Source organism: Nocardia sp. CA-136227, from assembly GCF_050955695.1.
Classification (GTDB): Bacteria; Actinomycetota; Actinomycetes; order Mycobacteriales; family Mycobacteriaceae; genus Nocardia.
Window position 1 is genome coordinate 6037139 of sequence record NZ_CP192081.1, and the last position, 22807, is coordinate 6059945.

Below are 22807 nucleotides of genomic sequence, written 5' to 3' on the forward strand. Positions count from 1 at the left end.
TCAGTGCGGTAGCGACACGCTATCACCGACCTCACGGCTTGGAGGGAATCCGCGGGCGTGCCGGCTGTGGAGAAGCCGCTCCATGAGCAGGGGATGTGTTGGCCCTGCGTCAGGGCAGGCGGCGCACTCTCCGCGACGCAGCCTGATCAGGCAAGGCGGGCGCTGCCGCGTGTCCATCGATCGCACCATAATGCCGAATGCTGTGCGGTTCACAGCCGCGATATTCCTTGCTCGCCGAACCGCTCCGCGTCTACCGTCGTCCGGCTGCGGCGCACTGACATGCCGCCTACCCCGCTGACCGAACCGGCCAGCGCGCGTAGCGGAAGATCAACCGGCAGAGCCGATCCGATGCCTGCGGAACGTCCGCTACTGCCGAATGGCGTGCGTTAGAGACCGGCATCGGCGACGTGCTCGCAGGAAATTCCCGAAGGCGTACATTTGGCAGGGGTACCGATCCAGGACAGGATCAGGGTGTGGGTGTCGATATCTATCCAGCCATCGCGCACTGGGATCGTGTAGCCGAGACCTTGAATGTGTCCGGTATCCAAGGTATCTGGCGCCTGTTCAACCTTCTGCCTGACGGGGACGACAACGAACCCGACGATGTTCGACTGCGGTGGCCGCTGATCGTTGACCCCTGGTACGCCGAATGCACATTCCGTGGATTGGGCTCGACAGGCTCGTACAAACCCCACTTCTTCCTGGGCGAACTATGGGAACACACGCGTGAACGGCCCAACGCGCCAGCCGATGTCGTGGCCATGTTCGATCAGTTCATCGGTCGACTGCTGCTCGACGAACCTCCTGCACGAGTCGATCTATCGGAGCTGTTGCCCCCGCAGGCCGAGCTGATGAACTGTTTTCCACCGAGCGAAGTCCGCAGACTCGCCCGGCTGTGGCGCGAGTGCTCGGATCGGATGGGTGTGCTGGGGCCAGCCATCGCCGCCCAGCTCACCGAAGATCGCTGGTTCGGTGATGTCAAGCATGTGCTTGCGTTGCTGCAGGATTGGGGCGCCGTGCTTCATGAGGCCGAGTCCCGAGGCTGGGGTTTGTTCTACCTGACGTCGTGACGCACATCCCCTCATGCCGCGTCCCGCGCGTCTGCTCGGGCGGTTCGCCGGGACCGCGGCATCGTGAAGGATGGCTCCCTCCTCCGACCTCGATGTCACCTTCGCCGGTGACGACCTCGTGCTCCGGCTGGCCGCCCTGGCTTACCTCGCCCGCTTCTCCGCGGTATCGCGGATCCACACCAAATCCGATCTACGCCTGTACTTCCAGTGGTGTACCGACCACCAACTGACCCCGCTCGCGGTCGCGCGAACCGAGATCGAACGGTACATGCGGTGGATGCAGGAAGTCCGCCGCTTCAAACCCGCGACCATCGCCCGTCGCCTGGCAGTGGTCGCGGGCTTCTACCGCACCTGCGTCATCGACGGAGTCCTGGACCGCTCGCCGGCGCAGTACGTGCGCCGACCGCGGGTATCGAACGAGTCACCGACGCTTGGGCTTTCGCATCTGCAGTTCGAGGCGCTGCTGTGCGCGCGGCCCGCGACTCGGACAACCCGCCGGACTTCGCGCTGGTCGCCATGCTCGGACTGCCCGGCTTGCGGATCAGCGAAGCCTGCCGCTGCGACGTGACCGACCTCGGGGAAGAACACGGCCACCGCGTCCATGGCATCGGCTACATGACGCCTCAAACATCCGCACATGCCGAATTGAGTCTGTTCGTCGGACGAGTCAGCCTTCTTGCTCTGTCAGTGCGGCCGTTGTCAGGGTGAGGTGTTGAGTCAGTATGTCGGCGGCGGTGTCGGTGTCACGTGCCAGCGCCGCCTCCTCCAATCGGCGATGCTCGTCAATGCCGTCGCGCTCAGGGTCACGGTGTGCTGACAAGCGGCGGGCCAGCTCGCTCGCGACCCACAGCCGGTCGAAGGTTTCCAGCAACACCGCATTGCCGCACCCTTCCAAGAGCGTGCGATGGAATGCCCGATGGGCCTCGGCCCATTCTTCGCTGTAGTACTCGCCGTTCTGCGGGGTGAATACCGGCGTGCGCGCCAAGCGGTGGTGGGCAGCCCGTACGTCTCCTTCCCAGTTGACGTCACCACGTTCGATCGACATGCGTAGCAGGACTGGCTCGATGGTCCGGCGGGCCTCCCCGATCTGTTGCCAGCGGTGAGCGGAAAGAGCTGGTACGGCGAAGCCGCGATTGGTCAGCCGTTCGGCCAGGCCCTCGCCAACCAGCCGCACCAGCGCCTCGCGCACCACAGCCAGGCTCACACCGTGTCGCTTGGCTAGATCCTGCGGTTTGAGCGCGTCACTGGGCGCGTACTCGCCGCGCATGATCGCGTTCCGCAGTTGTGCGTAGACCTGCTCGGAAAGCATCTGCTTCGCCGGCTGGGTTGGGCTGGGGATTGTCCGAGTCATCACTTGATCATAGACGATTTGACAAATCATCGATTATTTCTGTTATCGTCGATCTTGCACATCCGGTACGACTCGAAAGGCGCGACACGATGAGCGCAAACGATCCCTTCGCACGCCTCCCCGAGGCAGCCGCATTCACGGTCACCAGCACCACAGTGAGCGACTGTGCCGCCTGGCCACCCGCGCAGTGGTCCTCCGGCGCCCCCGGCGGTAAAGACATTTCCCCGCAGTTGAGTTGGACTGGCGCCCCAGCGGGTACCAAGAGCTACGCGGTTACCGTGTACGACCCCGATGCCCCCACCGGCTCCGGGTTCTGGCACTGGGCTGTCGCCAACATCCCGGCCACGACCACGACCCTTCCCGAGGGCGCCGGAGACGACGCGGGCAGCGGCTTGCCGGTCGGCTCCTTCCAATTGCCGAACGACGCGCGCCTACCTCGATACATCGGTGCGGCACCGCCGGCAGGGCACGGTAAGCATCGCTATTTCGTCACCGTGCATGCTCTGGATGTGGATGACATCGGCATCGCCTCCGACTCCACGCCAGCTCTGCTCGGCTTCGCCATCGCCGGCCACATCCTGGGCCGAGCCACGCTCGTCACCACGGCGGAGACAGTGCAGTGAATTCGGTTCGAATCGCCGGTTCCGCCGCCAACGCGGATTCGTTGTCGATGACCGAGTCGATCCCCTGTGATGTCGAGATCATTCGTCACTCGCAGCGCGACGGCGACGCCATCGTCCGCTGGGCCGAGGTCATCGTGAACGGCATACCGATGCCGGCCACCGGCGAGCCGCGGGTCGTTCACACGCCTCTCGGCACGCATGTCGCGCTCGACCTGACCGCAACTTCGGTCAGCATCCGGACCGAGGACCGGACATGAGACTTCAAGGAAAAACTATGAGCGACAACGATATCGACCGCATGGACGATCGCACCGTGCTGATCACGGGTGCGACGGACGGACTCGGCCGCGAACTCGCCGTGCGGCTCGGCGCAGCAGGTGCCCGGCTGATCCTGCACGGCCGCAACCCCGATCGGGCCGCAGCGGTCGCGGCCGAGGTGACAGCCGCGAGCGGGCACGCTCCGCTGATCATCCTGGCCGACCTGTCACGACTCGCGGAGGTGGACCGGCTGGCTGACGAGATCATCGCCTGCACTCCACGATTGGATGTTCTCGTGAACAATGCCGGCACCGGTGGTCGGTCGGACGGGAAACGCGAACTCAGCGCCGATGGCAACGAATTACTGTGGGCGGTCAACCATCTGGCTCCGTATCGGCTGACCCGGCGCTTGCTTCCGCTGCTGCAGGCAGCGACACCGGCGCGGGTGGTGAACGTGGCCTCCGCCGGGCAGCAGGAGATCAACCTCGACGATCCGACCCCCGAGCACGGCTACGACGTGTACACCGCCTACTGCCGAGCCAAGCTGGCGATGATCATGGCGACCATCGAGTACGCCGAGGAACTCGACGGAACCGGTGTCACCGTGAACGCCCTGCACCCGGCCACTCTCATGCCGACGACTATGGTGCTGGACGCCGGTGTGACGCCGCTCAGCACTCTCACCGAAGGCGCGGACGCGACCCTCCGGCTGATCTGCGATCCGGGCCTGTCGCAGACGACAGGCCGGTATTTCGACGGCACCAGGCAGAGTCATCCGCACGCGCAGGCCGACGATCCGAAGGCGCGCCGTCGCCTGCTCGAAATCAGTGACACCGCTGTCGTTTCGGCAGTCGGCTGAGGTGGTGGGCTGAGGCGGTGGGTCGCGGGACCCACCGACCCACCACCCCGACTCTGCAGATTGTGTCCTTCGCCGAACGCACTACATTGCCGCATACCGCGCTGACCGAACCGGCCAGCGCGGGCGGGGCGAAGATCAACGGGCCGAGCCGATCCGAGGCCGGCCGGACGCACTGAAATGCCGGGTGGAGCGCGTCCTGGTGCCTATTCGGCGGCGTTCGGAAGGCGATTGCCAGCGGCGTGTGGATGGGTGGATCAGTTGGTCTCGGGGATGGTGATGCCCTCGGGTGCGCGGTCGAATCGCAGTCCGCGCCAGGATGGATGGCGCAGCCCAGTGCGCGGTGACCGCGATCGACGACGGTACCGCGCCGGCGACCGGCGGCGTCGCGGTGGACAGTGCCAGCAGCTCGAGGTGCAGCGAGCGGCGCGCGGAGTCGGAGAACCCGGTCCCGACCGAGCCGAGGAGCACCAACTGCCCGTCCTGGTCGTGGGCGGCGACGAGCAGGGATCCGAACACCTCGCCGCCGGCGTGGCCGGGCAGCCATCCGACGACGACCGCTTCGGTCGCGCGCCGCAGCGGGAGTTTCCGCCAGGCCTGAGACCTTCCGGCCCGGTATGTGGAGACGCGTACACCGCCTACTGCCGCGCCGAGCTGGCGATGATCATGGCAACCATCGACTATGCCGAGGAACTCGACGGAACCGGTGTCACCGTGAATGCCCTGCACCCCGCAACCCTCATGCCGACGACCATGGTGCGCGAAGCCGGTGTCACACCGATCGGCACCGTCGCCGAAGGCGCAAACGCCACTCTCCGCCTGATCTGCGATCCAAGCCTGGCCCAGACAACAGGCAGGTGTTTCAACGGCACCCGACAGAGCCATCCGCACACACAGGCAGACGATCCGGCGACACGCCGACGGCTACGCGAAATCAGCGACACAGCAATCGGTTTGGTCGTGACATGAGCACCTGGTGGGCCGGGAGGTCGCGCACCCCTCCCGGCCCACCATCATGCTGAAGGGTGCGTCGGATACCTCAGAGCCGGGCATCGCACCCCGAATCAGGAGCCGGACTTGGACTGGCCCGCGGTGCCGTTGATCAGACTGAGGATGTTGATGATGGCGTGGCTGCCGTTGTCGAGTGCCGAGCTGCCGGAGTCGAGCATGGCAGAACCGGAGGACGAGCCTGCCGAACCCGAGGACGAGCCGGCGTCAGCCGAACCAGAGGACGAGCCTGCCGTACCCGCGCCGGTGGCGGGAGAGCCGGCAGCGGAGGCCGCCGCGACCGGGCCGAGGAACAGGGCGGCGGCCGAGAGGGTCGCGGCGGCAACAATCTTGCGAGAGAACATGTAGGGAGCTTCCTTTCACAGTCCAGATAACGACGCCATCACGACGCACACCAAAATGTTATGAAGAAGAAACCCGCAAAACCACTCCTGGTTCTGTGCGAATAATCACCGTTAACAATGGGCAAACAGCGAATTTTGCCGAGGTAAATCTATTTGATCTTCATTCCGCCCCCGAATTCGATGATCGAATTCGATTGCTTTTTCTACGGCTCCGCGTATCGGGCTGCGGCGGAGGAGATTTCGTATCGGACCTCCGATCCCGGCCCGGCGCGACCTCGAGCTGAACGACCCGCTCGGGGACCCGTTGATATGGCGGCGATCCGCCGTTCCCGAGTGAACGCGAGGGCGCGACATGCTCAGAGGACGATGCCGTCCTCGACGTCTCTCCCATCCTGTGCTACTCGGGCCAGCGGCTCGGCGCAGCGCGTACCGCGCGCCGCCGCACCCCTGGCTCGGTGCGGTTCGGCGTCACCTGATCGCGAAGTGATCAGCTGAAGTGGCCGATGCCGTCAGCGGTGAGTTTGCGGAGCACGCGCTCGACGCTGGCGGGGTCGCGTCCGGTGAGTACAGCGAGTTGGTTGCCGTCCGAGGGGCCCACCGCCAGACGCCCGGACGACCCGAATCCGGGGCGGCGCGCCGGCGGTGCTACACGTTGCCGCCGCCCGTGTTGGCGGTGCAACCGGTAGGCGAGAACAAGCACAGCAGGAGGGCGAGGACGGGGTTGAGGAGACCGACCGATCCGCTGGAGGAACCGGTCTCCGCGACCGGGGCTGGCGCGTCGGCGAAGGCCGGCGGCGAAGAGTTAATCATTTCCATTTCAAAACATCCGGCGGATTCAGTGCGCCGAGAGCCCCGAATTCCATGCGGTTCGGCGGCGATTTGTGGAGGTACCCGCGCCCCTTCCGATGGCGGTCGGGCTGTTCGGAAAACGATCATCTGCCGAGCCGGGACACCCGCCGTATCCGCCCGGGTTGTGACTCGCAGCGCTGCGCTGCGTGGCGGTGTTCTGGCACCGTCAGATGGCACCGAGTTCCGCGGCGAGGGTACAGGCTTCCACCGCCTGCCCGACCGCTTCGGGTCGGCCGTCTACGGCCGTTCGCACGGCCCGTCAATGGCGACCGCGCCCTGCGCCCCACCGACGAAACCGTTCGCGCCGAGTACGAGCAGATTCGCTCCTTGTAATGCGCAAGGTCGCTGGTCAGGCCAGTCTGCGGTGGCAGAATGGAGCCCCATCGATCGCCCTGATTGAGGAGCGGGCATGAGCCGTGCGGAGAGAGATCCTCGACCTGATCAGGACAGTGATCAGGCACCGGGGACCGGGGACGGTGAAGGGCAAGGCGCGCAACCGCCGGAGCCTGCCGAGCAAGCCGGTGCCAGGAGCGCGTTGGAAGTTGCGAGCCGCAGCGGACGGTATGCGTTGACCGCCGCGTTGATAGCAGCGATCGTCTCTAGCTTCGTTTCGGCAGGTTCCGCGCTGTATGTCAGCGTCAATGAGTCGAATCGAAGTGAGCGGCAAGCTGCTGTTCACGACCTCCGGACTGACCGTCAGAAGATCTATACCGACTTCTCGACCGCAATGTTCGGGGTGTCTCGCGAGCTCGGGTTTCTCGCTAGCCGGCTGAGGACGCACCAGAGCCGAGGCGCTGTGCACGAACAGATCATCGCGTACGCCGAAGCCATGTTGAAGTTCGATGCTCAGCTGAACCTGGTCCTGATGGCCGGGAGCGATGGGGTAGTAGAAGTCGTCACGAAATTGGTTGATCCCGTTCAAAAATTCACAGCCGACTATCAGACCCCCTTCACCAAAAAGTGGCCCAGAGAACCAGCTTCAGAAGCACAGGACCAGGCGGGGTGGGAACAGGCCGAAGACGCGTTCAAGATCGCTGTCTTGGCGCAGCTGCATAACCTGGCCAAACTGAATGGCGGGTTCATCGAAGCCGGACAGAAGGACCTTCGCTAGCCACCGGACAGGCGCTGCCAACTCGCAACCAAGAACTGCGCGCCTGGGTTCACCGTTCGGAAAACGATCCTCTGACGAACCTGAACGCGCCGCCGGACACGGCTGGCGTGGAGTAGCGCCCGGAACACTCGACACCCCCACGCATGTCATCGCGCCGACGTAGGGCCACAGCATCGAGGCCGTGACCGCGCCCGGGACGCCGGTTGGCTAGCTAGCCGTCATGCATTCGGGAAGCACCCCGGATACCACTCCTGTTCGTGCTTGATCGCGCCCGGTGTGATGTGGTCGCCGTCGAATTTCACCGAAGAATATTCGCAATTCGCTCCAGCCTTGCCGCTCGGATTGCCCGGCACCGTTGAGGCGCACCAGCCCCACTGGGTGTCGTAGCGGCCTCCGATCGCGGTGCACGCCGCAAGTCGATGCTGTTCGAACAACTTGTCCGCCTGCGCCTTACTTGTCGCGGCGGCGGCTGAAGAGATTGCCGCTGATGTGGCCGCCGCGGAGGCAGACACATCGGAGTCAACGGCGTTGTCGCACTTCTGAATCGCTGCGTCGGCGATCGCGCGTGCCTGCGGTGGCGTAACGCCCACGGCATCAGCGAAGTTCTGGTCGTACCACGGGTCTCCGCTGTTGTCGCCGGTTGCCAGGTAGTGCAGGAGCTGCTGGCCGAAGTCGCACCCTTTGTGACGGGCCGCGACCAGACCATTCGCGGGTATGGCGGAGGTAGGAGACGCCGACGGGGTGAACACCGGCACTCCCGGGCAGGCGAAGATCGGGGTGCCCGGTCCACACGCCGGTGCACTGTCAGAGCTGTGATGCGAGCATCCGATGATTGCCGCGGCAGCCACGAATACGGTGCCGACCAGCACCGCGACACGCAGATTCACTGAAGTACCCGATCTTTCGATAGGTCGAAGTGGTGTCGCCTGCACGCGAGGAATCTGGGCCGGGAGTAGGGGTCTCGATTGCCGAACGCTGGGATGTGCGTTTGGGACCGGCAGAGTCGAGACACCTACCCATTATCTCCGAGCGAACCCCCAGCACTCGGCGACGACGACCACTATAGACAGGGAAGGACGGCGCAACAGTGCTGAAAGGTATGACCTTTCGTGCCAGAAGCCTGGGTTCGGCAACCCCTCAGTGAATCTCTACCCCGGCTGGCTCACGCCGGATGCCGGTCGGCGAACAAGCCCAGGCGGGTGAACTACCGTGCCGGTCTTCACCAGTGATGGCGGGGCGGGGCTGCGGTAGTCATCGGCACTGTGCCCGTGGGTTCTGTGAGCCGGTGCCGGCCACCGGCCGCGGGCGCCACCGCGGCCGGGTGCTCGACGGTGGGTGTGTCCAGCAGAGCGTGCAGTCGGGCGATGAAGACGTCAAGGCTGCCGTAGCGCGCGAGGACCTGCGCGAGCAGTTCGTGCGCGGTCGATCCCATCAGATCGGTCATGTCCACCCCATGAAGGTTCACCGACCGGTCGGGCCGGTTCTGTCCGGCATTCTGCACGACAATCTTGATCACTTAGCTAATTCCGAGATGTCGGTGACCACCCGTGCCGGGACACTCTCGATTCGTGCCATCCGAGCCGTATTCGGGCCGCTCCAGCCCAGGATCTCGCTACGGTGCGGTGCGGGTGAGCCGATCGTGGAGCGCGGCGGGGATCCGGCGGGTTATCGCGCCGCATTTACATTTCGGATCATCCGACCGGGGTCAACCGTGGACGACTCCGGAATCGATGCCCCGCTTCGCCAGCTCGAGCGGCGCATCGTGCTCGGGCCGGGTGGATCAGCCCGCAGGGCTCCTCCCTATCCACCCGGCCCGAGCAGCAATGTGGACCGTCACGGCAGAAATCGTCGCTCGAAGAGGAAGTGCTCGCGTGCAGATGTTCATCAGCGGCCGGGTCAGCCGCTGCGGTAGTGAGGCTCATGTCGTCATCGGTGCACCGCGCCCGGTCCCCGGGTGCGCCCGCGGTGACAAGGTCTGCCACGTCGAAGTCCGCCGCGCGGGCACCCTCGTGCGACTACGCCCCCAGCCGGGGTCCACGCGAGCGGCACTCGACAACGCGCTGCGTGAGGTCACCCAACATCTGGGCATCGACCTGCCGGCGTTTCTCGCACACGTCGCGATCGGTCCCGCGGTGCAGCCTCAGCCCGCCAGCCCTGGCATCGACAGTCACCTCTGAGCCCCGATGCCCGGAAATACGGGCCGCAAGCCCGTGTCCTACAGGTCGATGGTCTCCTCGATGATGTTGGTGCCCAGTTCTTCGGGGAACAGCGGGTTCCGGTCGGCTGCCGCGCCGAGGATGAGACCGTCGAAGTCTCTGTTCTCGTAGTCGAAGCCCTCCGCGGTGTCGCCCGGGCCTGCGACCTGGAGTCTGCGGGGTCGAACCGGCCAGGAACCGACGCTGTTGAGCACGTCGGCCTCTGCGGCGGTCAGGGCAGGGCTGGCGTAGGACACGAACTCCCAAGTCCGGTGGTCGATGAGGTCGCACTCGCACCTGGCCAGGGTGTAGCGCAGCTGCAGGGCGCCGCGCCCGATCCCGCACACCGTGAGCGGAGTCAAGCCCGAGCGCTCACCGTTCGCGCGGAGCAAGACCTCCAGCACGCTGTTGTGGGCGTCGCCGTCGAGGGTCTCGCATGTGCCCAGCGACACCAGGATCAAATCGGCGCCGGCGGCGCGCAGCGCTGCCCGGAACGAGTACCCCGCGCTGTCGAGTTGCCGGGCGAAGGCGTCGGGATCGGCGGCCGTGATGTCGGAGTCGCCGACCAGGATGAACGGTGCGCTCAGGCCGCTGTCCAGGGCGGGGAACACCGCTGCGCTGCCGAGCATGAGAGGCCAGGTACTGGCCGGTGCCACAGACGTCATCGTCGAACTCCTCACGTGGTCGAAAAGATCCGGAGAAGAACCGAACTGCCGAGAAATATCGTATGCGCGGCGGCCCGATCAGGCCCTTTCACCTCGCCGCCGCCGAGGGTGGTGGCCTGCCTCGAACCGGATTGGGACAACGATGTCTGATGGACGAGGGTCTCGCCCCAGCGCGTCGCGTAGTGCACGTGGGGCGAGACCCTCGTATCGACTCAGCGGTCAGGTCAGGGTTGTTGTGTGCTGCGCCGACACTTCAGCCCATACCAATGGGGCAGTCTTCTCAACCGGTCGGTGCGCGATCGTGGCCGACAGATGATGAGGTCGTTACCGGCTCTCCGGAACCCCGAGATACCGACGAATGACCCTGGTGCGTCTGCTGATTCGGGACTGAACGAACGGGCCGCGCGGATCACACGGTTGTGTTCGCACAGTTGCGTTGCAGTGATGTCGACACCGAAGCCGCGGTGGCCCATGCTCGCGTTCGGAAAACGATCGTTTAGCCGAACCCGAACACCTCGCAGGATCCGTGCGCGTTTCCGCAGGCCGAAGTCTTCGGAAACCCGTCCATTTACAGGTCGCCTTGGCACTGCACCGACGGAACGACTGAGCCCCGCCCAGAACACCGGGCAGGGGCTCATGCGCACCCGCGACGACATCGCCGACCTGATCGATAACCTGCGCCGCACTGTCAAGTTCGCGCCCGCCAGCCTCTCTGCAGTGCCGGCCGACCTCGCATCCTGTAATGCCGCGTACCGCGTTGACCGAACCGGCCGGCTCGAGGCGTCAGCAGCCGGAACCTGCTGCGGTGCAGAGCATCCGCACCGCCGATGGACGTTCAAACGTTTCCGCAGCCTAGGGGCTGTAGCTCCGAGCCTGCGATCGGCGTGCGATCTGGTGCGATGCGTGTCGAGTTGACCTGACAGTGGGTGGCAGGTGCAGGTTGGTGCCATGCACGAAGACACCGAACTGTTCACGGTCGGCCAGCTCGCGCAGCGAACTGGGTTGTCAGCGCGAACGATCCGATTCTGGTCCGATATCGAAGCGGTGACTCCGGTAGCGCGATCGGGTGGCGGATACCGGCTCTTCGATGCTGCCGCGGTCGAGCGCCTCGAACTGGTTCACACGCTTCGGCAGCTGGGTCTGGATCTGCCGACCGTGCACCGTGTCCTCGATCAGCAGGCGACCTTGGCTGAGGTCGCGGAAACACATGTGCGTGCCCTCGACGCGCAAATCCAGTCGTTGCGGCTGAGTCGAGCCGTGTTGAGCACTGTCGCCAAGCGCGGCACGTCCACACAGGAGATGACATTGGTACACAAGTTGGCGCAGCTGTCCGCGCGTGAACGTCAGCAGATCATCGACGGGTTCGTCGATCGAGTGTTCGCTGGAGTCGACGACGTGGACGCCCTGGTCATCGCGGAGTTCATGCGAGAGATGCCTGCCGCTCTGCCCGACGAACCTTCGGTCGAACAGGTCGACGCCTGGGTGGAATTGGCCGAACTGGTTTCCGATGAAGGGTTCGAACAGGTGTTGCGCCACATGGTTGTCGACGGAGGCTCCGACAATCGCATCGAGTTCGGTCTCAGCATCCGACCTTTGGTGATCGAACACGCCGGCCATGCTGTCGCAGCGGGTATCGCGCCCGAATCCGAGCAGGGTCGAATGACCCTGGACCGCATCGTGCCGATGGACTTGTCTGCGACCGAACAGGTCTCACTCTTGACCTGGCTCGATACCGTTACCGAACCACGTGTCGAAAAGTATTGGCAGCTGCTGAGTCTGATCAACGGCCACGCACCTGAAGAGCCGAGCGTGCCAGCCTTCAAATGGTTCGCCGAAGCCCTGCGCAGGCACCGATAGGCGCGCACCTCAGGCAAGCGCACTCATCTGCCGCGTTCTGGGCGGTCGGGAGCGTTCCAGCCGTTGACCGCCCGAGCCCGCGCCGATCAGCGGATCTCGACCACCACTTTGCCGAGGGCACCCCCGGCACCCACATGAGCCAGCGCGGCCGCGGTCTCGTCGAGGGGGAAGCTGCGGTCGATGTGGATATCGATCCGGCCCGCGACGCACGACTCCGTGAGGGGTGTGAAGTGCGCGGGGCCTTCCTTCACCGCGAGGACCCCGAGCCTGCGGCCGGTCACCATCCCGGCGACCACACCAACCGTCGTCATCCGCAGCAACGCGCTGGTGGTGCCGCCGACGCAGCGGTACCGGCCGCCGGGTGCGACCGACCTGCGATAGGCGAAGACCGATCGGTGGGCGACGAGGTCGAGTACCCGGTCGTATGGTCCGGTTCGGGTGAAGTCCTCGGCGCGATAGTCGATGACCTCGTCGGCGCCGAGGGTGCGCATGAACGCTAGTTTGGCTGCGTTGTCCACCGCGGTCACGTGCGCTCCCGCGCGCTTGGCCAACTGGATCGCGAACGCTCCTGAGCCCCCGCCCGCACCGTTGATCAACACCGACATACCGGCGGTGATGTCGGCCGTGCCCTGCAGTGCGATCGCGCCTGCCTGCGGCAGGGTCGATGCCTCGGTGAAGCTCAGCGACGCCGGTTTTCGAGCCAACGCCGATTCGGGAGCCACGGCATATTCCGCGAAACCGCCCTTGAGCGTGAGATTGTCGCCGTAGACCTCGTCACCCGGCGCGAACAGAGTGACCTCGGAGCCGACGGCCTCGACCCGTCCGGCGATATCGGATCCGAGAACCGGGGTTCTCGGTGCCCGGAGCCCGCCGATGCGCGAATACAGCGGCGTCCCCCGCAGCGTCTCCCAATCGGAGAGGTTGATCGACGTCGCGTGCACCTGGACGAGAACCTGTTTCGGCCCAGGGGAAGGTACCGGGATTTCCGCGATCGACAGCACCTCGGGACCGCCGTAGCGGTCATACACGATGGCCCTCACGCGATTCCGGCACGGAGGAGCGAACGACGGTGTGGCACACCGCGAAGTCTAGTCGGAGGACTATCTCACGATGGGCGAACAGTGCGTCGGCGTTCGTGAACAAGGCCTCCCCCTGATGGACCGGCCGTCACGATTCGTGGGCAACGGCCGTCATAGATGACGGCCGGCTACGGGAGTAGGTGTGCGCCGGCGCCCGGGCGGATCTGGGTGCAGGCCGGGCGTGGATGTCCGGCGGCGGCGACCGCGTCCGGTAGCTCCGCGGCTATGCGGGCGGCCGCGGCGGCCGGGGCGTAGGCGATCACGGTGCCGCCGAAACCGCCGCCGGTCATGCGGGCGCCGTACGCGCCCGCGGCTACCGCGGTTGCTGCGATGAGATCAATTGCGGGGGTGGTGATCTCGAAGTCGTCGCGCATCGAGGCTTGGGAAGCGGTCATCAGGGCTCCGAAACCGGCGGCGTCACCGGCTCGCAGCGCGGCGGCGCCGTCGAGCACGCGGCGGTTCTCGGTGAGGACGTGCCGGGCGCGGCGGCGCACCTCGTCGTCGGCGAGTCGGCGCCAGGCATCGTCGTCGGCCTCCCGTAGGGATACCACGCCCAGCAGTTCGGCGGCCCGCTCACAGGCGCGGCGCCGGCGGCCGTACTCGCCGGCGGCGTTCCGGTGGGGGGTGCGCGATTCGACGGCCAGCCACACGCCGTCGGCGGGCTCCAACGGAACCGGGGTCACCCGCACGGACCGGAAGTCGACCAGCAGTGCGGTGTCCACGGCGCCGTACAGCGCGGCGAGCTGGTCCAGCATTCCGGTCGGTGCGCCGACGTACTCGTTCTCCGCCCGTTGCGCGATCCGGGCCAGCTCGACGCGGTCGATATCGGAGCCGGACGCCACCGTCAGCGCGTACAGCACCGCGCACTCCAGTGCCGCCGACGAGGACAGGCCCGCACCGACCGGCACCGACGAGGTGATCCGCATCCGACCGGCCGGCACCGCAACACCGTGTTCGCGCAGCGCCCACACACAGCCCGCGATGTAGCCGCCCCACCCGGTGATCCGATCCGGACCCGGGGCCGTGCCGAGCGGGACCGCCACGATGTCGGGCTGCCGGTCCGACTCGGCGTGGATCGTCGCGTCCTGTCCACCCGCCTCGAACTCGGCGACGGTGCCGGCCTCGAGCGCGACCGGCAGCGCGAATCCCGAGTTGTAGTCGGTGTGTTCGCCGATCAGGTTGACCCGCCCCGGCGCGTACGCCCGTACCCGGGTCATCACAGCACCGCCCGCAGTTCGGCGGCGATGGTCTCCGGAGTCTTGTCGTTGACGAACGCGTCCCGCCCGGACTCCGAACCGGCCAGGAACTTCAGCTTGTCCGCGCTGCGCCGGATGGAGAACAGTTCGGCGTGCAGGTAGCCCTCCGCGGCGTCCGCCCGGTACTGGTGCCAGGACGCGATGTAGGGCAGCGGCCGCGCGTAGAGCGCGTCGAAGGCCCGCAGTACCGTGCGGTAGACCCGGGCCAGATCGTCGGCTTCGTCGTCGGTGAGCTCGGTCAGGTTGCGCACGTGGCGATTCGGGAGAATGTGCACCTCGACCGGCCAGCGCGCGGCATACGGAACGAACGCCGTGGTGTGCGCGGTGCGCACCAAAACCCTGGTGCCGTCGGCGATCTCGGCTGCGAGGAGCGCCTCGAACAGGTCCGCGCCGTGCTCGGCCCGGTATTCGGCGGCCGTCCGCAGCAGGGCGCGGGTGCGCCGGGTGCGGAACGGATAGCCGTAGATCTGACCATGCGGATGCGGGAGGGTGACACCGATCTCCGTGCCACGGTTCTCGAAACAGAACACCTCGGCGATGTCGTCCCGCGAGTACAGCTCGGCGGTGCGCTGCGCCCACACGTCGATCATCAAGCGGGCGTGGTCATCCGGGAGTTCGGCGAAGGAGCCATCGTGATCGCTGCTGAAGCAGACCACTTCACAGCGGCCGGTGCCGGTTCGTTCGCGGCGCAGCGAATTCTCCTGCGAATCGGCCGGATACGGCACCTGCGGGGTGTCCAGCGACGGAAATCGATTCTCCAGCACCGCGACCCGGTAGTCCGCGGCGGGGATCTCGCTGGAAAGCCCCTCCGGATCCGGGCACAGCGGGCACATCTGCCGGGGCGGGAAATAGGTGCGTTCCTGCCGGGCGGGTGCCAGGATCACGTGGTCCCCGGTGCGCGGATCACGGCGCACGGTGGTGGTGGGCAACGCCGGTCGGAGCGGCAGGCCGCGCCGGTCCACCCCGAGCTCGGTGTCCGTGTCGAACAGCAGGATCTCACGATCGTCGGCGAGCCGGCCGCGGACCGGGGTCGGCAGCACACGACTCATGCCGGGGCTCCTTCCGCGATCGTCAGCGGCACTACCGCATCGAGTACCTCCCGCGCCGCCGCGCTCAGCCCGGCGTCGGAGATCAAGCCGTCGACGGCGTCGAAATCGGCGAACAGATGGGTGCCGATCTCGCCGAACTTGGTGTGATCGGCCAGCATCAGCGTCGAGCGGGAGGCGCCGATCAGGCGCCGATTGGTCTCCGCCTCACCGATATTCGGGGTGGTGAAGCCGGCCGCGGGGTCGATGCCGTGGGTGCCGAGCAGCGCCAGATCGCAGCGCACGCGTTCCAGCATGGCGTTGGCGACCGGTCCGACCAGGGCGTCGGACGGTGTGCGCTGTCCGCCGGTGAGCTGCACCTCGCCGGCGGGCAGGTGATCGTCGTCGGGATCGGTGAGGACATGGAAGATCGAGATGGAGTTGGTCACCACCGAGACCGCCCGCCCGCGCAGCAGCCGGGCCAGCTGCAGGGTGGTGGTGCCGGCGCCGATCGCCAGCGTCATGCCGTCCTCGATCCGGGTCGCCGCGGTCCGCGCGATGGCCAGTTTCTCGGCGATCTCGCGTTCGGCCTTCCGGGCCGAGGTCGGCTCGAGGCCCCGATTGGCCGAACGGCCACCGGCACGGACGGCACCGCCGTGTACTTTGACCAGCTCTCCGGCCGCCGCCAGCCGGTCCAGATCGCGTCGGATGGTCATCTCCGACACGTTCAGCTCGGCGGACAAACCGAGCACCCGGACGACGCCGTAGGCGATGGCGGTGTCGAGGATCCGGCGGCGGCGTTCAGCGGCGAGCATTCGCTGAAACTATCATCATCGAACACAAATCAACTATTCCGAACATCGGCTCAGGCGCGGCCGGCTGGGCGCAGCACGACCCAGGCGGCGAAGACCAGGGTGATCAGCACCAGAATGCCGCCCACCCACAGGTTGGCTCCACTGCCGGCCGCCAGGTCGGCGCGATCCGGCGAGTGCGTCGCGGCGCCGGCGCCGACTCGCGCCAGACCCGGTGCGAGCCCGGCGACGAGCAACACCACGCCGTACACGCCCAGCAGCGCGGCGATGATGGACCGGATATCGAACAACAGGGCCCATCGGCTCGGCTTCTCGGGGGTGTTCACGATACGACTCCTTCTGTGCGTGAACGGGATACGGGTCAGTGGAAGACGATGCTGAGCGCCACGGCCGCCCCCAGCACCACGCAGCCCAGCGGCACCGGACGGGCGAACCACGCGGCGCCCGCGTCGTCGCCGGCGGAAGCGGTTCGGTCCGTGCGCGAATAGACCAGGCCCGCCAGTTCGGACTCCGGGCGCGGCGTCGTCACCAGCGACACCGCGACCGAGACCGCGATATCGGTCACGAACGCCACCGAGGCCGCCACGAAGGCCATGCCCTGCCCGGGCAGGTCGATCACCCCGGTCTCCTGCAGTACGAAAACAGTCACGGCGGAAGCGGTTCCGGCCACCAGCCCGACCCAGCCCGCGGTCGCCGTCATCCGCTTCCAGAACATGCCGAGCAGGAAGGTCGCGAACAGCGGCGCGTTGAAGAAGCCGAACAAGGTCTGCAGGTAGTCCATCAGATTGGAGTAGCCCGCGGCGATGGTCGCGGTACCGATCGCCAGCACCACCGCCACCGCGGTGGCCACCTGGCCGACCCGGATGTAGTACCGGTCCTCGCGGTCGCGGACCACGTACCGCTGCCACAGGTCGAAGCTGAACACGGTGTTGAACGCGGACACGTTCGCCGCCATCCCCGCCATGAACGAGGCGATCAGGCCGGCCACCGCGATGCCCAGCAGCCCGTTGGGCAGGATGTCGCGGATCATCAGCAGCATGGCGTCGTTGTAGGTGATCCCGTCGGACGCACCGGTGTTCTTGAGATTGATCATGTCGCCGACCATGGCGGCGCAGATCATGCCCGGCACCACGACGACGAAGGGGATCAGCATCTTCGGGACGGCGGCGATGATCGGCGACCGGCGGGCCGCGGACATCGAGTCCGAGGCCATCGCGCGCTGCACCTCGACGAAGTTGGTGGTCCAGTAGCCGAAGGACAGCACGAACCCGAGGCCGAACACGATCCCGACCACCGACCACACCGGCGAGGAGAACCCGCTCAGCGCCTGCCCCGGCCAGGACCGCATCTGCTCGGCGGCGGTCGCGGTGACCACGCCGTCGGCATTGTGGGTGTCGATCAGCTTGTCCCGCAACCCACTCCAGCCGCCGACCTTGATCAGGCCGATCACAGTGAGGGGCACCAGCGCCGCGAGGATCACGAAGAACTGCAGGACCTCGTTGTAGATCGCGGCGGACAGCCCGCCGAGCGCGGTATAGGTGAGCACCACCGCCGCCGCCACGATCAGCGACACCCAGCGCGGCCAGCCCAGCACCGCGTTGACGACCGTCGCGAGCAGGTAGAGGTTCACGCCGGCGATGAGCACCTGCGCCACAGCGAAACTCAGCGCGTTGACCAGGTGCGCGCCGGGCCCGAAGCGCCGGAGCATGAACTCCGGCACGCTGCGCACCTTGGAGCCGTAGTAGAACGGCATCATCACCAGGCCGAGGAAGACCATGGCCGGGATCGCGCCGATCCAGTAGTAATGCACGGTCGCGATGCCGATCTGGGCGCCGTTGGCGGACATGCCCATGATCTCGACCGCGCCGAGATTGGCGGAGACGAACGCGATTCCGGTCACCCACGCCGGGAGGCGCCGCCCGGACAGGAAGAAGTCGAGGCTGGAGGACACCTGGCGCCGGGCCAGGTAGCCGATGCCGAGCACGAATACGAAGTAGATCGCGATCAGCGAGTAGTCGAGAGCGCCGACGTTGAGCCGGAGCGGGGCGTCGAGTGCGAGGGACACAGCCGACGACCTCCTCACAGAGAAGTTCGAGTAGATGGTCCCAGAACCTAACAGATACGAACATTTCGCCTGAGCGAAACTGTTGAGACCCGTCTGATTCTGGTGCGCACGTTGCTATATTCGCGGCCATGAGCCTCCCGCCGGACGCGGTCACGCTGCGCAGCGCCGACGCCGCCGTCCACCTCACCCCGGACAATGGCGGCCGGATTCGCGGCCTCACGGTGGCCGGGCACGAGCTGCTGCTCGACGGCGACCCGCACGGGAGCTTCCCGATGGTTCCGTGGTGTGGCCGGCTGCGCGACGGCGTGCTGCACCACGCCGGGCACTCGTATCCGTTCCCTCGCGACGCCCCACCGCATGCCCTCCACGGCCTGGGCTGGACGCGCGCGTGGACCGTCACCGCGGCCACCGAGACCACCGCGGAACTGTCCTTGGACCTCGGCGCACCCTGGCCGTTCGGCGGCACCGCCACCCAGCGGATCTCGATCGACGACCGCGGCCTCGACTTGGAAATGACGATTTCCGCTGCCGCCATGGACTTTCCGGCCCAAGCCGGATGGCACCCCTGGTTCCGCCGCACCCTGTCCGCGGGCGACGCGCCCGTCCGAATCGACTTCGCTCCGTCCTGGCAGGAGCTTCGTGGCGCGGACTACCTGCCCTCCGGCGAGCGCATCGCGCCACGACCCGGACCGTGGGACGACTGCTTCGGCATGCCCGAGGGCGTCGACGTGACGCTCACCTGGCCGGGCCGCCTGGAGCTCCGGATCACCAGCCCGGTGCAGTGGGTCGTCGTCTACGACGAACGCCTGGAGGGCGTGTGCGTCGAACCGCAGTCGGGACCCCCGGACGGCCTGAATACATTGCCGTACACCGTTACTCAGGCCACGCCCCTACGCGTCCGGAGCCGCTGGAGTTGGCACGCGCTCGGCTGATGGGGCGTCGCCGACCGTAAATCCACATCAACCCTCGGCGCGCCGCCGAGGGTTGATGTGGAGTCGAACACCCTTGTACACCACGGTGTTCGGCCGATCGTCGTCATTGTCCGGGTCGCCGGAGTCCGAAGGGTCCGGGAGTTCCGCCCGCTCCTCGATGACGATCTGGGCTCGTGCCGCGCCGGGGTCGAACATCTCCTGGAACGGACCGACAAACGAGCCACCGAGGCCGCGGTGCTTCGCGCGAACAGCCGCCCATCCGAGCACTGCCAATGGGCCGATGAAGGCGATCAGCAGCAACAATTCCCCGCCCATGTGGACGAGCGTACCGATGGGATCCTTATGCCTCGCTGAGAAGAAAGAGCAGGCTCGCACTATCCGCGCAGGGCGGAGGCGAAGATCGCGGGGAGTTTGGCCCAGGTGGGGTCGGCGGCGAACTCGGCCAGTTTGCGGCCGGTGGTGGCTGCGGTGCGGTTGGTGACGAACCAGGGCGGGCGGGGCGACAGGGTGAATTCTCTGGTGAGGATCGAGCGGGGGAAGGGGCGGAATGGGCCGCGGACGATGGTTCGTTCGGTGTGGTCGAGGAGGACGCCATTGTGGACGATGCCTATGCCGCTTTGTGCGTCGTAGATCGTGTGGCCGGGGAAAGCGCCCCAAGTGGCGCGGGCGGTCAGGTACCCGACGCCGGTCCATGCGTTGACGGCGATGGTGCCGTAGCGGAGGGGGGTGATCGCGTCGGTGAATTCGGCGCCGAGCTCGCGGGCGGTTCGGGGGTCGATGACGATGTTCGCGCCGAGGGTGCCGGCGAGGCGGGAGTTGGCGAATTCGACTGCGTTGTCGAGGAATTGGCGGCCGCGGCCCGGCAGGTAGGTGATGGCCAGCACCGGGCCGAAGTACTCCTCGGTGAACGCGACATCGTCGGCGGGGAGATTGTCGAGCAGGATCCGGCCCGTGCCCGGGAGGCGTTCGGCATCGGGGTGGGTGGCGAGGGCGCTCGCGCATCGGTCGTCGCTGCCGGGGTAGTACGGGGCTCGGGCGGGGGCGTTCGCGAGGGCCTTGCGCAGGGCGGCGACGAAGGCGTCCTTCTGGTCCCAGTCGCTGCTCAGCACCAGGACCTGGGAGGCGACGCAGTTGTAGCCGTTGTTGTGGAGTTTCTGGGTGACGATGTGTTCGGCCTGGTAGGCGAGGTCTCGGGCCGACCACTTGCCGGGGACAACGATAATTGGGGAGACTCCGCCGAGTTCGCTGGTGATCGGCTTGTTCAGCAGAGTCTCACCGCGTTCTCGGCGTGCCCGCCCCTCCGCGTCGCCGCCGAACACGATGGCGTCGTGGGATTTCACGCTGCCGGTGATGTGAACGTGCCCGATGCCGGGATGGGTCACCGCGGCGTGGCCGACGTCCGCACCGCCGGTGACGATGGCGACGAGCCCGAGTTCGATGCAGCGGGCGAAGATCTTCTCGAACACCGGCAGCAGCGGATCGGTGATCGGGTTGAGCTTGAGGAGGACTACCCGATTGTGCGCGAACAGTTCGTAGACGGTGTCCAAGGGCGCGATCGAGAAGATGTTCCCGGCACCGAGAACGACTCCGACGCCACCGGTTTCGGTCGGCGTGCGCTGCGCCAGGCCCGCGGCATCACGCAGATCCCCGGCAGAGATTCCCGGCTCGGACCAGACCTCGGCGGTGAATCCGTTCAGCAGGAGACGGTCGAATATGTTGTGTGGCAGCACCTTTACGGCCACGCGACCGCCGGGTGCACTGGACATGGGGAACCCCTCGAGCGGGCTGCGTCCCCCGTCGAGCGCCGTCAGCGATTCCGACAAGGCCGCGAGACTGCTGAGCAGCGCATAGGGTCCGCTGATCCATTCCTCACCGACCAGCGCGGAATCGGCCGGGAGCTGTTTGATGCGGCACGCGACGTCGACCCATTCCTGAGCATGACGCCGCGTCGCCTGGGACAGGGTGTTCAAGAGATCGCGGCGATCGCGCAAGGACATTGCCGCCCAGATCTTTTCGCCGTCACGCAGGCGGTCGACGGCGGCATCCAAGGGTGGGACCGCGACGCGGTCGGTTGATGTGGTCACGATTCTCCTTCAGGAATTCAGGCGGAGGTCGACTTCGGCGGCCGCGCGGTAGCCCGATCGCACGGCTCCGTCCATGTAGCCGTTCCACACATCGGAGGTCTCCGCGCCCGCCCAGTGGATACGGCCGACCGGCTCCGACAGCGCCGCGCCGTATTGGGTCCAGACCCCCGCACCCAATCGGCCGCCGTAGCACCCGCGGGTGTATTCCTCTTCCATCCAGTTCAATTCGAGGTAGTCGACCGGGTCCGCGGCCTGCGTGCCGAACAGCTTGGTCAAGGTCGCCACGACGGCCGTCCGGCGTTCGTCCGCACTCCACTGGCCGGCGATCCGCGCGTGGGCCCCTTCGAAGAAGCCGACGATCACACCGCAGGATCCGTCCGGCGGGGAGTTGTCGAGGGTGACGCTGATCGGGTCGTCGAGGCTGAAGGCGAAGCCACTCAGTCCCGAGTCCCGCCAGAACGGCGTCGGGTAGGCGACCTGGATCTTGATGACGGATCCCATCGGGATCTGCTGGGTGAGGCCGTCGCGGGTGGCGGGCAGCGCCGGTTGGTAGTGCAGCCGCCCCGCGAGGGTGGGAGGGATCGCGACGATCGCGTACTCGGCGGAGATCGTTCCGCCCGAATAGTCCACTCGCACACCGTCATCGCCGTATGTGATCGAACGGACCGGGGCGTCGAGGGTGACGACCTCGTCGCCGAGTTCGGCGGCCAGCCGCTCCGCGATCTGATGGGTTCCGCCGACGACACGCAGCTCCTGCGCGCCGCCGGTCACGGCGACCAGGATGTCGATCATGCCCGCGGACTTGATGTAGAACAGGAAGTGCAGCAACGACATCTCCGCTGTCTCGGCGGAGAACAGGCCCGGCACGACCGCGCCCCAGAACGCCAGGGCTTCGGCATTGCCGGTGTTCGTCCGCAACCACTCGTCGAGCGTCCGGCGATCGAGTTCCGCCGCGTGCTCCGTAGTCCACGGGGAGGACAGCGAGACGGTTTCGGCGAGCGCCTCCAGCTCGGCCTGCAGACGGCCCACTTCCAGGGCCGCCGCATCGGACAAGCCGAAAGTCGCGTCGCCGTAGCGAGTCAGCGTGCCGTTGTAGAGGGTGACCGCCTCACCGTCGTCGTAGGTGGCGAAGGTTTCCAGTCCGAGCTGCTCGACGAGCTCCAACACCTCGGTCTGCGTCCGGCCGATCCACTGGCCACCCAATTCCACCGGCACTCCGTTCGAGAGCGTGCCCCCGTGGTTGCGCCCGGCCACCCGGTCGCGCGCCTCGAGCACGCGCACGCTGCGCCCGGCCGCGCGGAGGGTTCTGGCCGCGGTCAACCCCGCGAGACCCGCGCCGATCACCACAACATCTACGTCGGTCATAT

Annotated in this window: 25 protein-coding genes; 10 read left to right on the forward strand and 15 right to left on the reverse strand. The window is 66.7% G+C overall.

The window, feature by feature from the left end:
- Positions 1–473 precede the first annotated feature (473 nt).
- Positions 474–1070, forward strand: a complete 597-nt coding sequence (locus ACQP06_RS28010) for a hypothetical protein (protein ID WP_433667532.1) — start codon at positions 474–476, stop codon at positions 1068–1070.
- 70 nt (positions 1071–1140) lie between these two features.
- Positions 1141–1638, forward strand: a complete 498-nt coding sequence (locus ACQP06_RS28015) for a hypothetical protein (RefSeq protein ID WP_433667534.1) — start codon at positions 1141–1143, stop codon at positions 1636–1638.
- A gap of 99 nt (positions 1639–1737) precedes the next feature.
- Here ACQP06_RS28015 and ACQP06_RS28020 read toward each other — a convergent pair whose 3' ends face one another.
- Entirely contained in the window at positions 1738–2421 is a 684-nt protein-coding gene (locus ACQP06_RS28020; RefSeq protein ID WP_433667536.1) for a GntR family transcriptional regulator, read from the reverse strand.
- A gap of 89 nt (positions 2422–2510) precedes the next feature.
- Here ACQP06_RS28020 and ACQP06_RS28025 point away from each other — a divergent pair, with 89 nt between their 5' ends.
- The 3 genes from ACQP06_RS28025 to ACQP06_RS28035 are packed head-to-tail and all read left to right on the forward strand — an operon-like array spanning position 2511 to position 4161.
- Complete coding sequence (locus ACQP06_RS28025; RefSeq protein WP_433667537.1) at positions 2511–3044, forward strand: YbhB/YbcL family Raf kinase inhibitor-like protein; 534 nt, start codon at positions 2511–2513, stop codon at positions 3042–3044.
- A complete protein-coding gene (locus ACQP06_RS28030) occupies positions 3041–3301 on the forward strand; it encodes a hypothetical protein (protein ID WP_433667539.1) in 261 nt (86 codons plus the stop codon). Before ACQP06_RS28025 ends, ACQP06_RS28030 begins: the two co-directional genes overlap by 4 nt.
- A 17-nt stretch (positions 3302–3318) precedes the next feature.
- Positions 3319–4161: an SDR family NAD(P)-dependent oxidoreductase gene (locus tag ACQP06_RS28035; RefSeq protein WP_433667540.1), complete on the forward strand. Its 843-nt coding sequence runs from the start codon at positions 3319–3321 to the stop codon at positions 4159–4161.
- Between the two features lie 135 nt (positions 4162–4296).
- On the opposite strand, the gene ACQP06_RS28040 is transcribed toward ACQP06_RS28035, so the two are convergent.
- Positions 4297–4677, reverse strand: coding sequence for a hypothetical protein (locus ACQP06_RS28040; protein WP_433667542.1), 381 nt, complete (start codon positions 4675–4677; stop codon positions 4297–4299).
- Between ACQP06_RS28040 and ACQP06_RS28045 the strand changes: the two genes are divergently transcribed.
- Positions 4648–5127: a hypothetical protein gene (locus ACQP06_RS28045; RefSeq protein ID WP_433667544.1), complete on the forward strand. Its 480-nt coding sequence runs from the start codon at positions 4648–4650 to the stop codon at positions 5125–5127. The genes ACQP06_RS28040 and ACQP06_RS28045 overlap by 30 nt on opposite strands.
- Before the next feature lie 95 nt (positions 5128–5222).
- Here ACQP06_RS28045 and ACQP06_RS28050 read toward each other — a convergent pair whose 3' ends face one another.
- A complete protein-coding gene (locus tag ACQP06_RS28050; protein WP_433667546.1) occupies positions 5223–5510 on the reverse strand; it encodes a hypothetical protein in 288 nt (95 codons plus the stop codon).
- 1258 nt (positions 5511–6768) lie between these two features.
- Here ACQP06_RS28050 and ACQP06_RS28055 point away from each other — a divergent pair.
- Positions 6769–7470, forward strand: a complete 702-nt coding sequence (locus tag ACQP06_RS28055; RefSeq protein WP_433667548.1) for a hypothetical protein — start codon at positions 6769–6771, stop codon at positions 7468–7470.
- Positions 7471–7688: 218 nt separating this feature from the next.
- On the opposite strand, the gene ACQP06_RS28060 is transcribed toward ACQP06_RS28055, so the two are convergent.
- Complete coding sequence (locus ACQP06_RS28060) at positions 7689–8357, reverse strand: hypothetical protein (protein WP_433667549.1); 669 nt, start codon at positions 8355–8357, stop codon at positions 7689–7691.
- A gap of 332 nt (positions 8358–8689) precedes the next feature.
- Positions 8690–8986 (reverse strand): hypothetical protein, encoded by a 297-nt coding sequence (locus tag ACQP06_RS28065; RefSeq protein ID WP_433667551.1) that lies wholly within the window; start codon positions 8984–8986, stop codon positions 8690–8692.
- A 355-nt stretch (positions 8987–9341) separates the two neighbouring features.
- On the opposite strand from ACQP06_RS28065, the gene ACQP06_RS28070 reads away from it, so the two are divergent.
- Positions 9342–9647 carry a hypothetical protein gene (locus ACQP06_RS28070; RefSeq protein ID WP_433667553.1) on the forward strand — a complete coding sequence of 102 codons (306 nt, stop codon included), beginning with the start codon at positions 9342–9344 and terminating at the stop codon, positions 9645–9647.
- Between the two features lie 38 nt (positions 9648–9685).
- Here the strand turns inward: ACQP06_RS28070 and ACQP06_RS28075 are convergent, their stop codons facing one another.
- Entirely contained in the window at positions 9686–10330 is a 645-nt protein-coding gene (locus ACQP06_RS28075) for a hypothetical protein (protein WP_433667554.1), read from the reverse strand.
- Between the two features lie 948 nt (positions 10331–11278).
- Here ACQP06_RS28075 and ACQP06_RS28080 point away from each other — a divergent pair.
- Entirely contained in the window at positions 11279–12187 is a 909-nt protein-coding gene (locus ACQP06_RS28080) for a MerR family transcriptional regulator (protein WP_433667556.1), read from the forward strand.
- Between the two features lie 86 nt (positions 12188–12273).
- Here ACQP06_RS28080 and ACQP06_RS28085 read toward each other — a convergent pair whose 3' ends face one another.
- From ACQP06_RS28085 to ACQP06_RS28110, 6 genes are all read right to left on the reverse strand, one after another.
- Positions 12274–13227 (reverse strand): NAD(P)-dependent alcohol dehydrogenase, encoded by a 954-nt coding sequence (locus tag ACQP06_RS28085; protein WP_433667558.1) that lies wholly within the window; start codon positions 13225–13227, stop codon positions 12274–12276.
- A 167-nt stretch (positions 13228–13394) separates the two neighbouring features.
- Positions 13395–14483, reverse strand: a complete 1089-nt coding sequence (gene galK, locus ACQP06_RS28090) for a galactokinase (RefSeq protein WP_433667560.1) — start codon at positions 14481–14483, stop codon at positions 13395–13397.
- The gene (gene galT, locus ACQP06_RS28095; RefSeq protein WP_433667561.1) at positions 14483–15571 is read right to left on the reverse strand and encodes a galactose-1-phosphate uridylyltransferase; all 1089 of its coding nucleotides are present in this window, start codon (positions 15569–15571) and stop codon (positions 14483–14485) included. Before galT ends, galK begins: the two co-directional genes overlap by 1 nt.
- Entirely contained in the window at positions 15568–16362 is a 795-nt protein-coding gene (locus ACQP06_RS28100) for a DeoR/GlpR family DNA-binding transcription regulator (RefSeq protein WP_433667563.1), read from the reverse strand. Before ACQP06_RS28100 ends, galT begins: the two co-directional genes overlap by 4 nt.
- 50 nt (positions 16363–16412) lie before the next feature.
- Positions 16413–16685, reverse strand: a complete 273-nt coding sequence (locus tag ACQP06_RS28105; RefSeq protein WP_433667565.1) for a hypothetical protein — start codon at positions 16683–16685, stop codon at positions 16413–16415.
- 35 nt (positions 16686–16720) lie between these two features.
- Positions 16721–18424, reverse strand: coding sequence for a sodium:solute symporter family protein (locus ACQP06_RS28110; protein ID WP_433667567.1), 1704 nt, complete (start codon positions 18422–18424; stop codon positions 16721–16723).
- A gap of 128 nt (positions 18425–18552) precedes the next feature.
- Between ACQP06_RS28110 and ACQP06_RS28115 the strand changes: the two genes are divergently transcribed.
- Positions 18553–19356, forward strand: a complete 804-nt coding sequence (locus ACQP06_RS28115; protein ID WP_433667569.1) for an aldose 1-epimerase — start codon at positions 18553–18555, stop codon at positions 19354–19356.
- A 27-nt stretch (positions 19357–19383) separates the two neighbouring features.
- On the opposite strand, the gene ACQP06_RS28120 is transcribed toward ACQP06_RS28115, so the two are convergent.
- From ACQP06_RS28120 to ACQP06_RS28130, 3 genes are read right to left on the reverse strand one after another with little or no spacing between them, the layout of a single operon-like run.
- A complete protein-coding gene (locus ACQP06_RS28120) occupies positions 19384–19671 on the reverse strand; it encodes a hypothetical protein (RefSeq protein WP_433667571.1) in 288 nt (95 codons plus the stop codon).
- 59 nt (positions 19672–19730) lie between these two features.
- Complete coding sequence (locus ACQP06_RS28125; protein ID WP_433667573.1) at positions 19731–21440, reverse strand: aldehyde dehydrogenase family protein; 1710 nt, start codon at positions 21438–21440, stop codon at positions 19731–19733.
- A 9-nt stretch (positions 21441–21449) separates the two neighbouring features.
- Positions 21450–22805 carry a flavin monoamine oxidase family protein gene (locus tag ACQP06_RS28130; protein WP_433667574.1) on the reverse strand — a complete coding sequence of 452 codons (1356 nt, stop codon included), beginning with the start codon at positions 22803–22805 and terminating at the stop codon, positions 21450–21452.
- Positions 22806–22807: the final 2 nt, after the last annotated feature.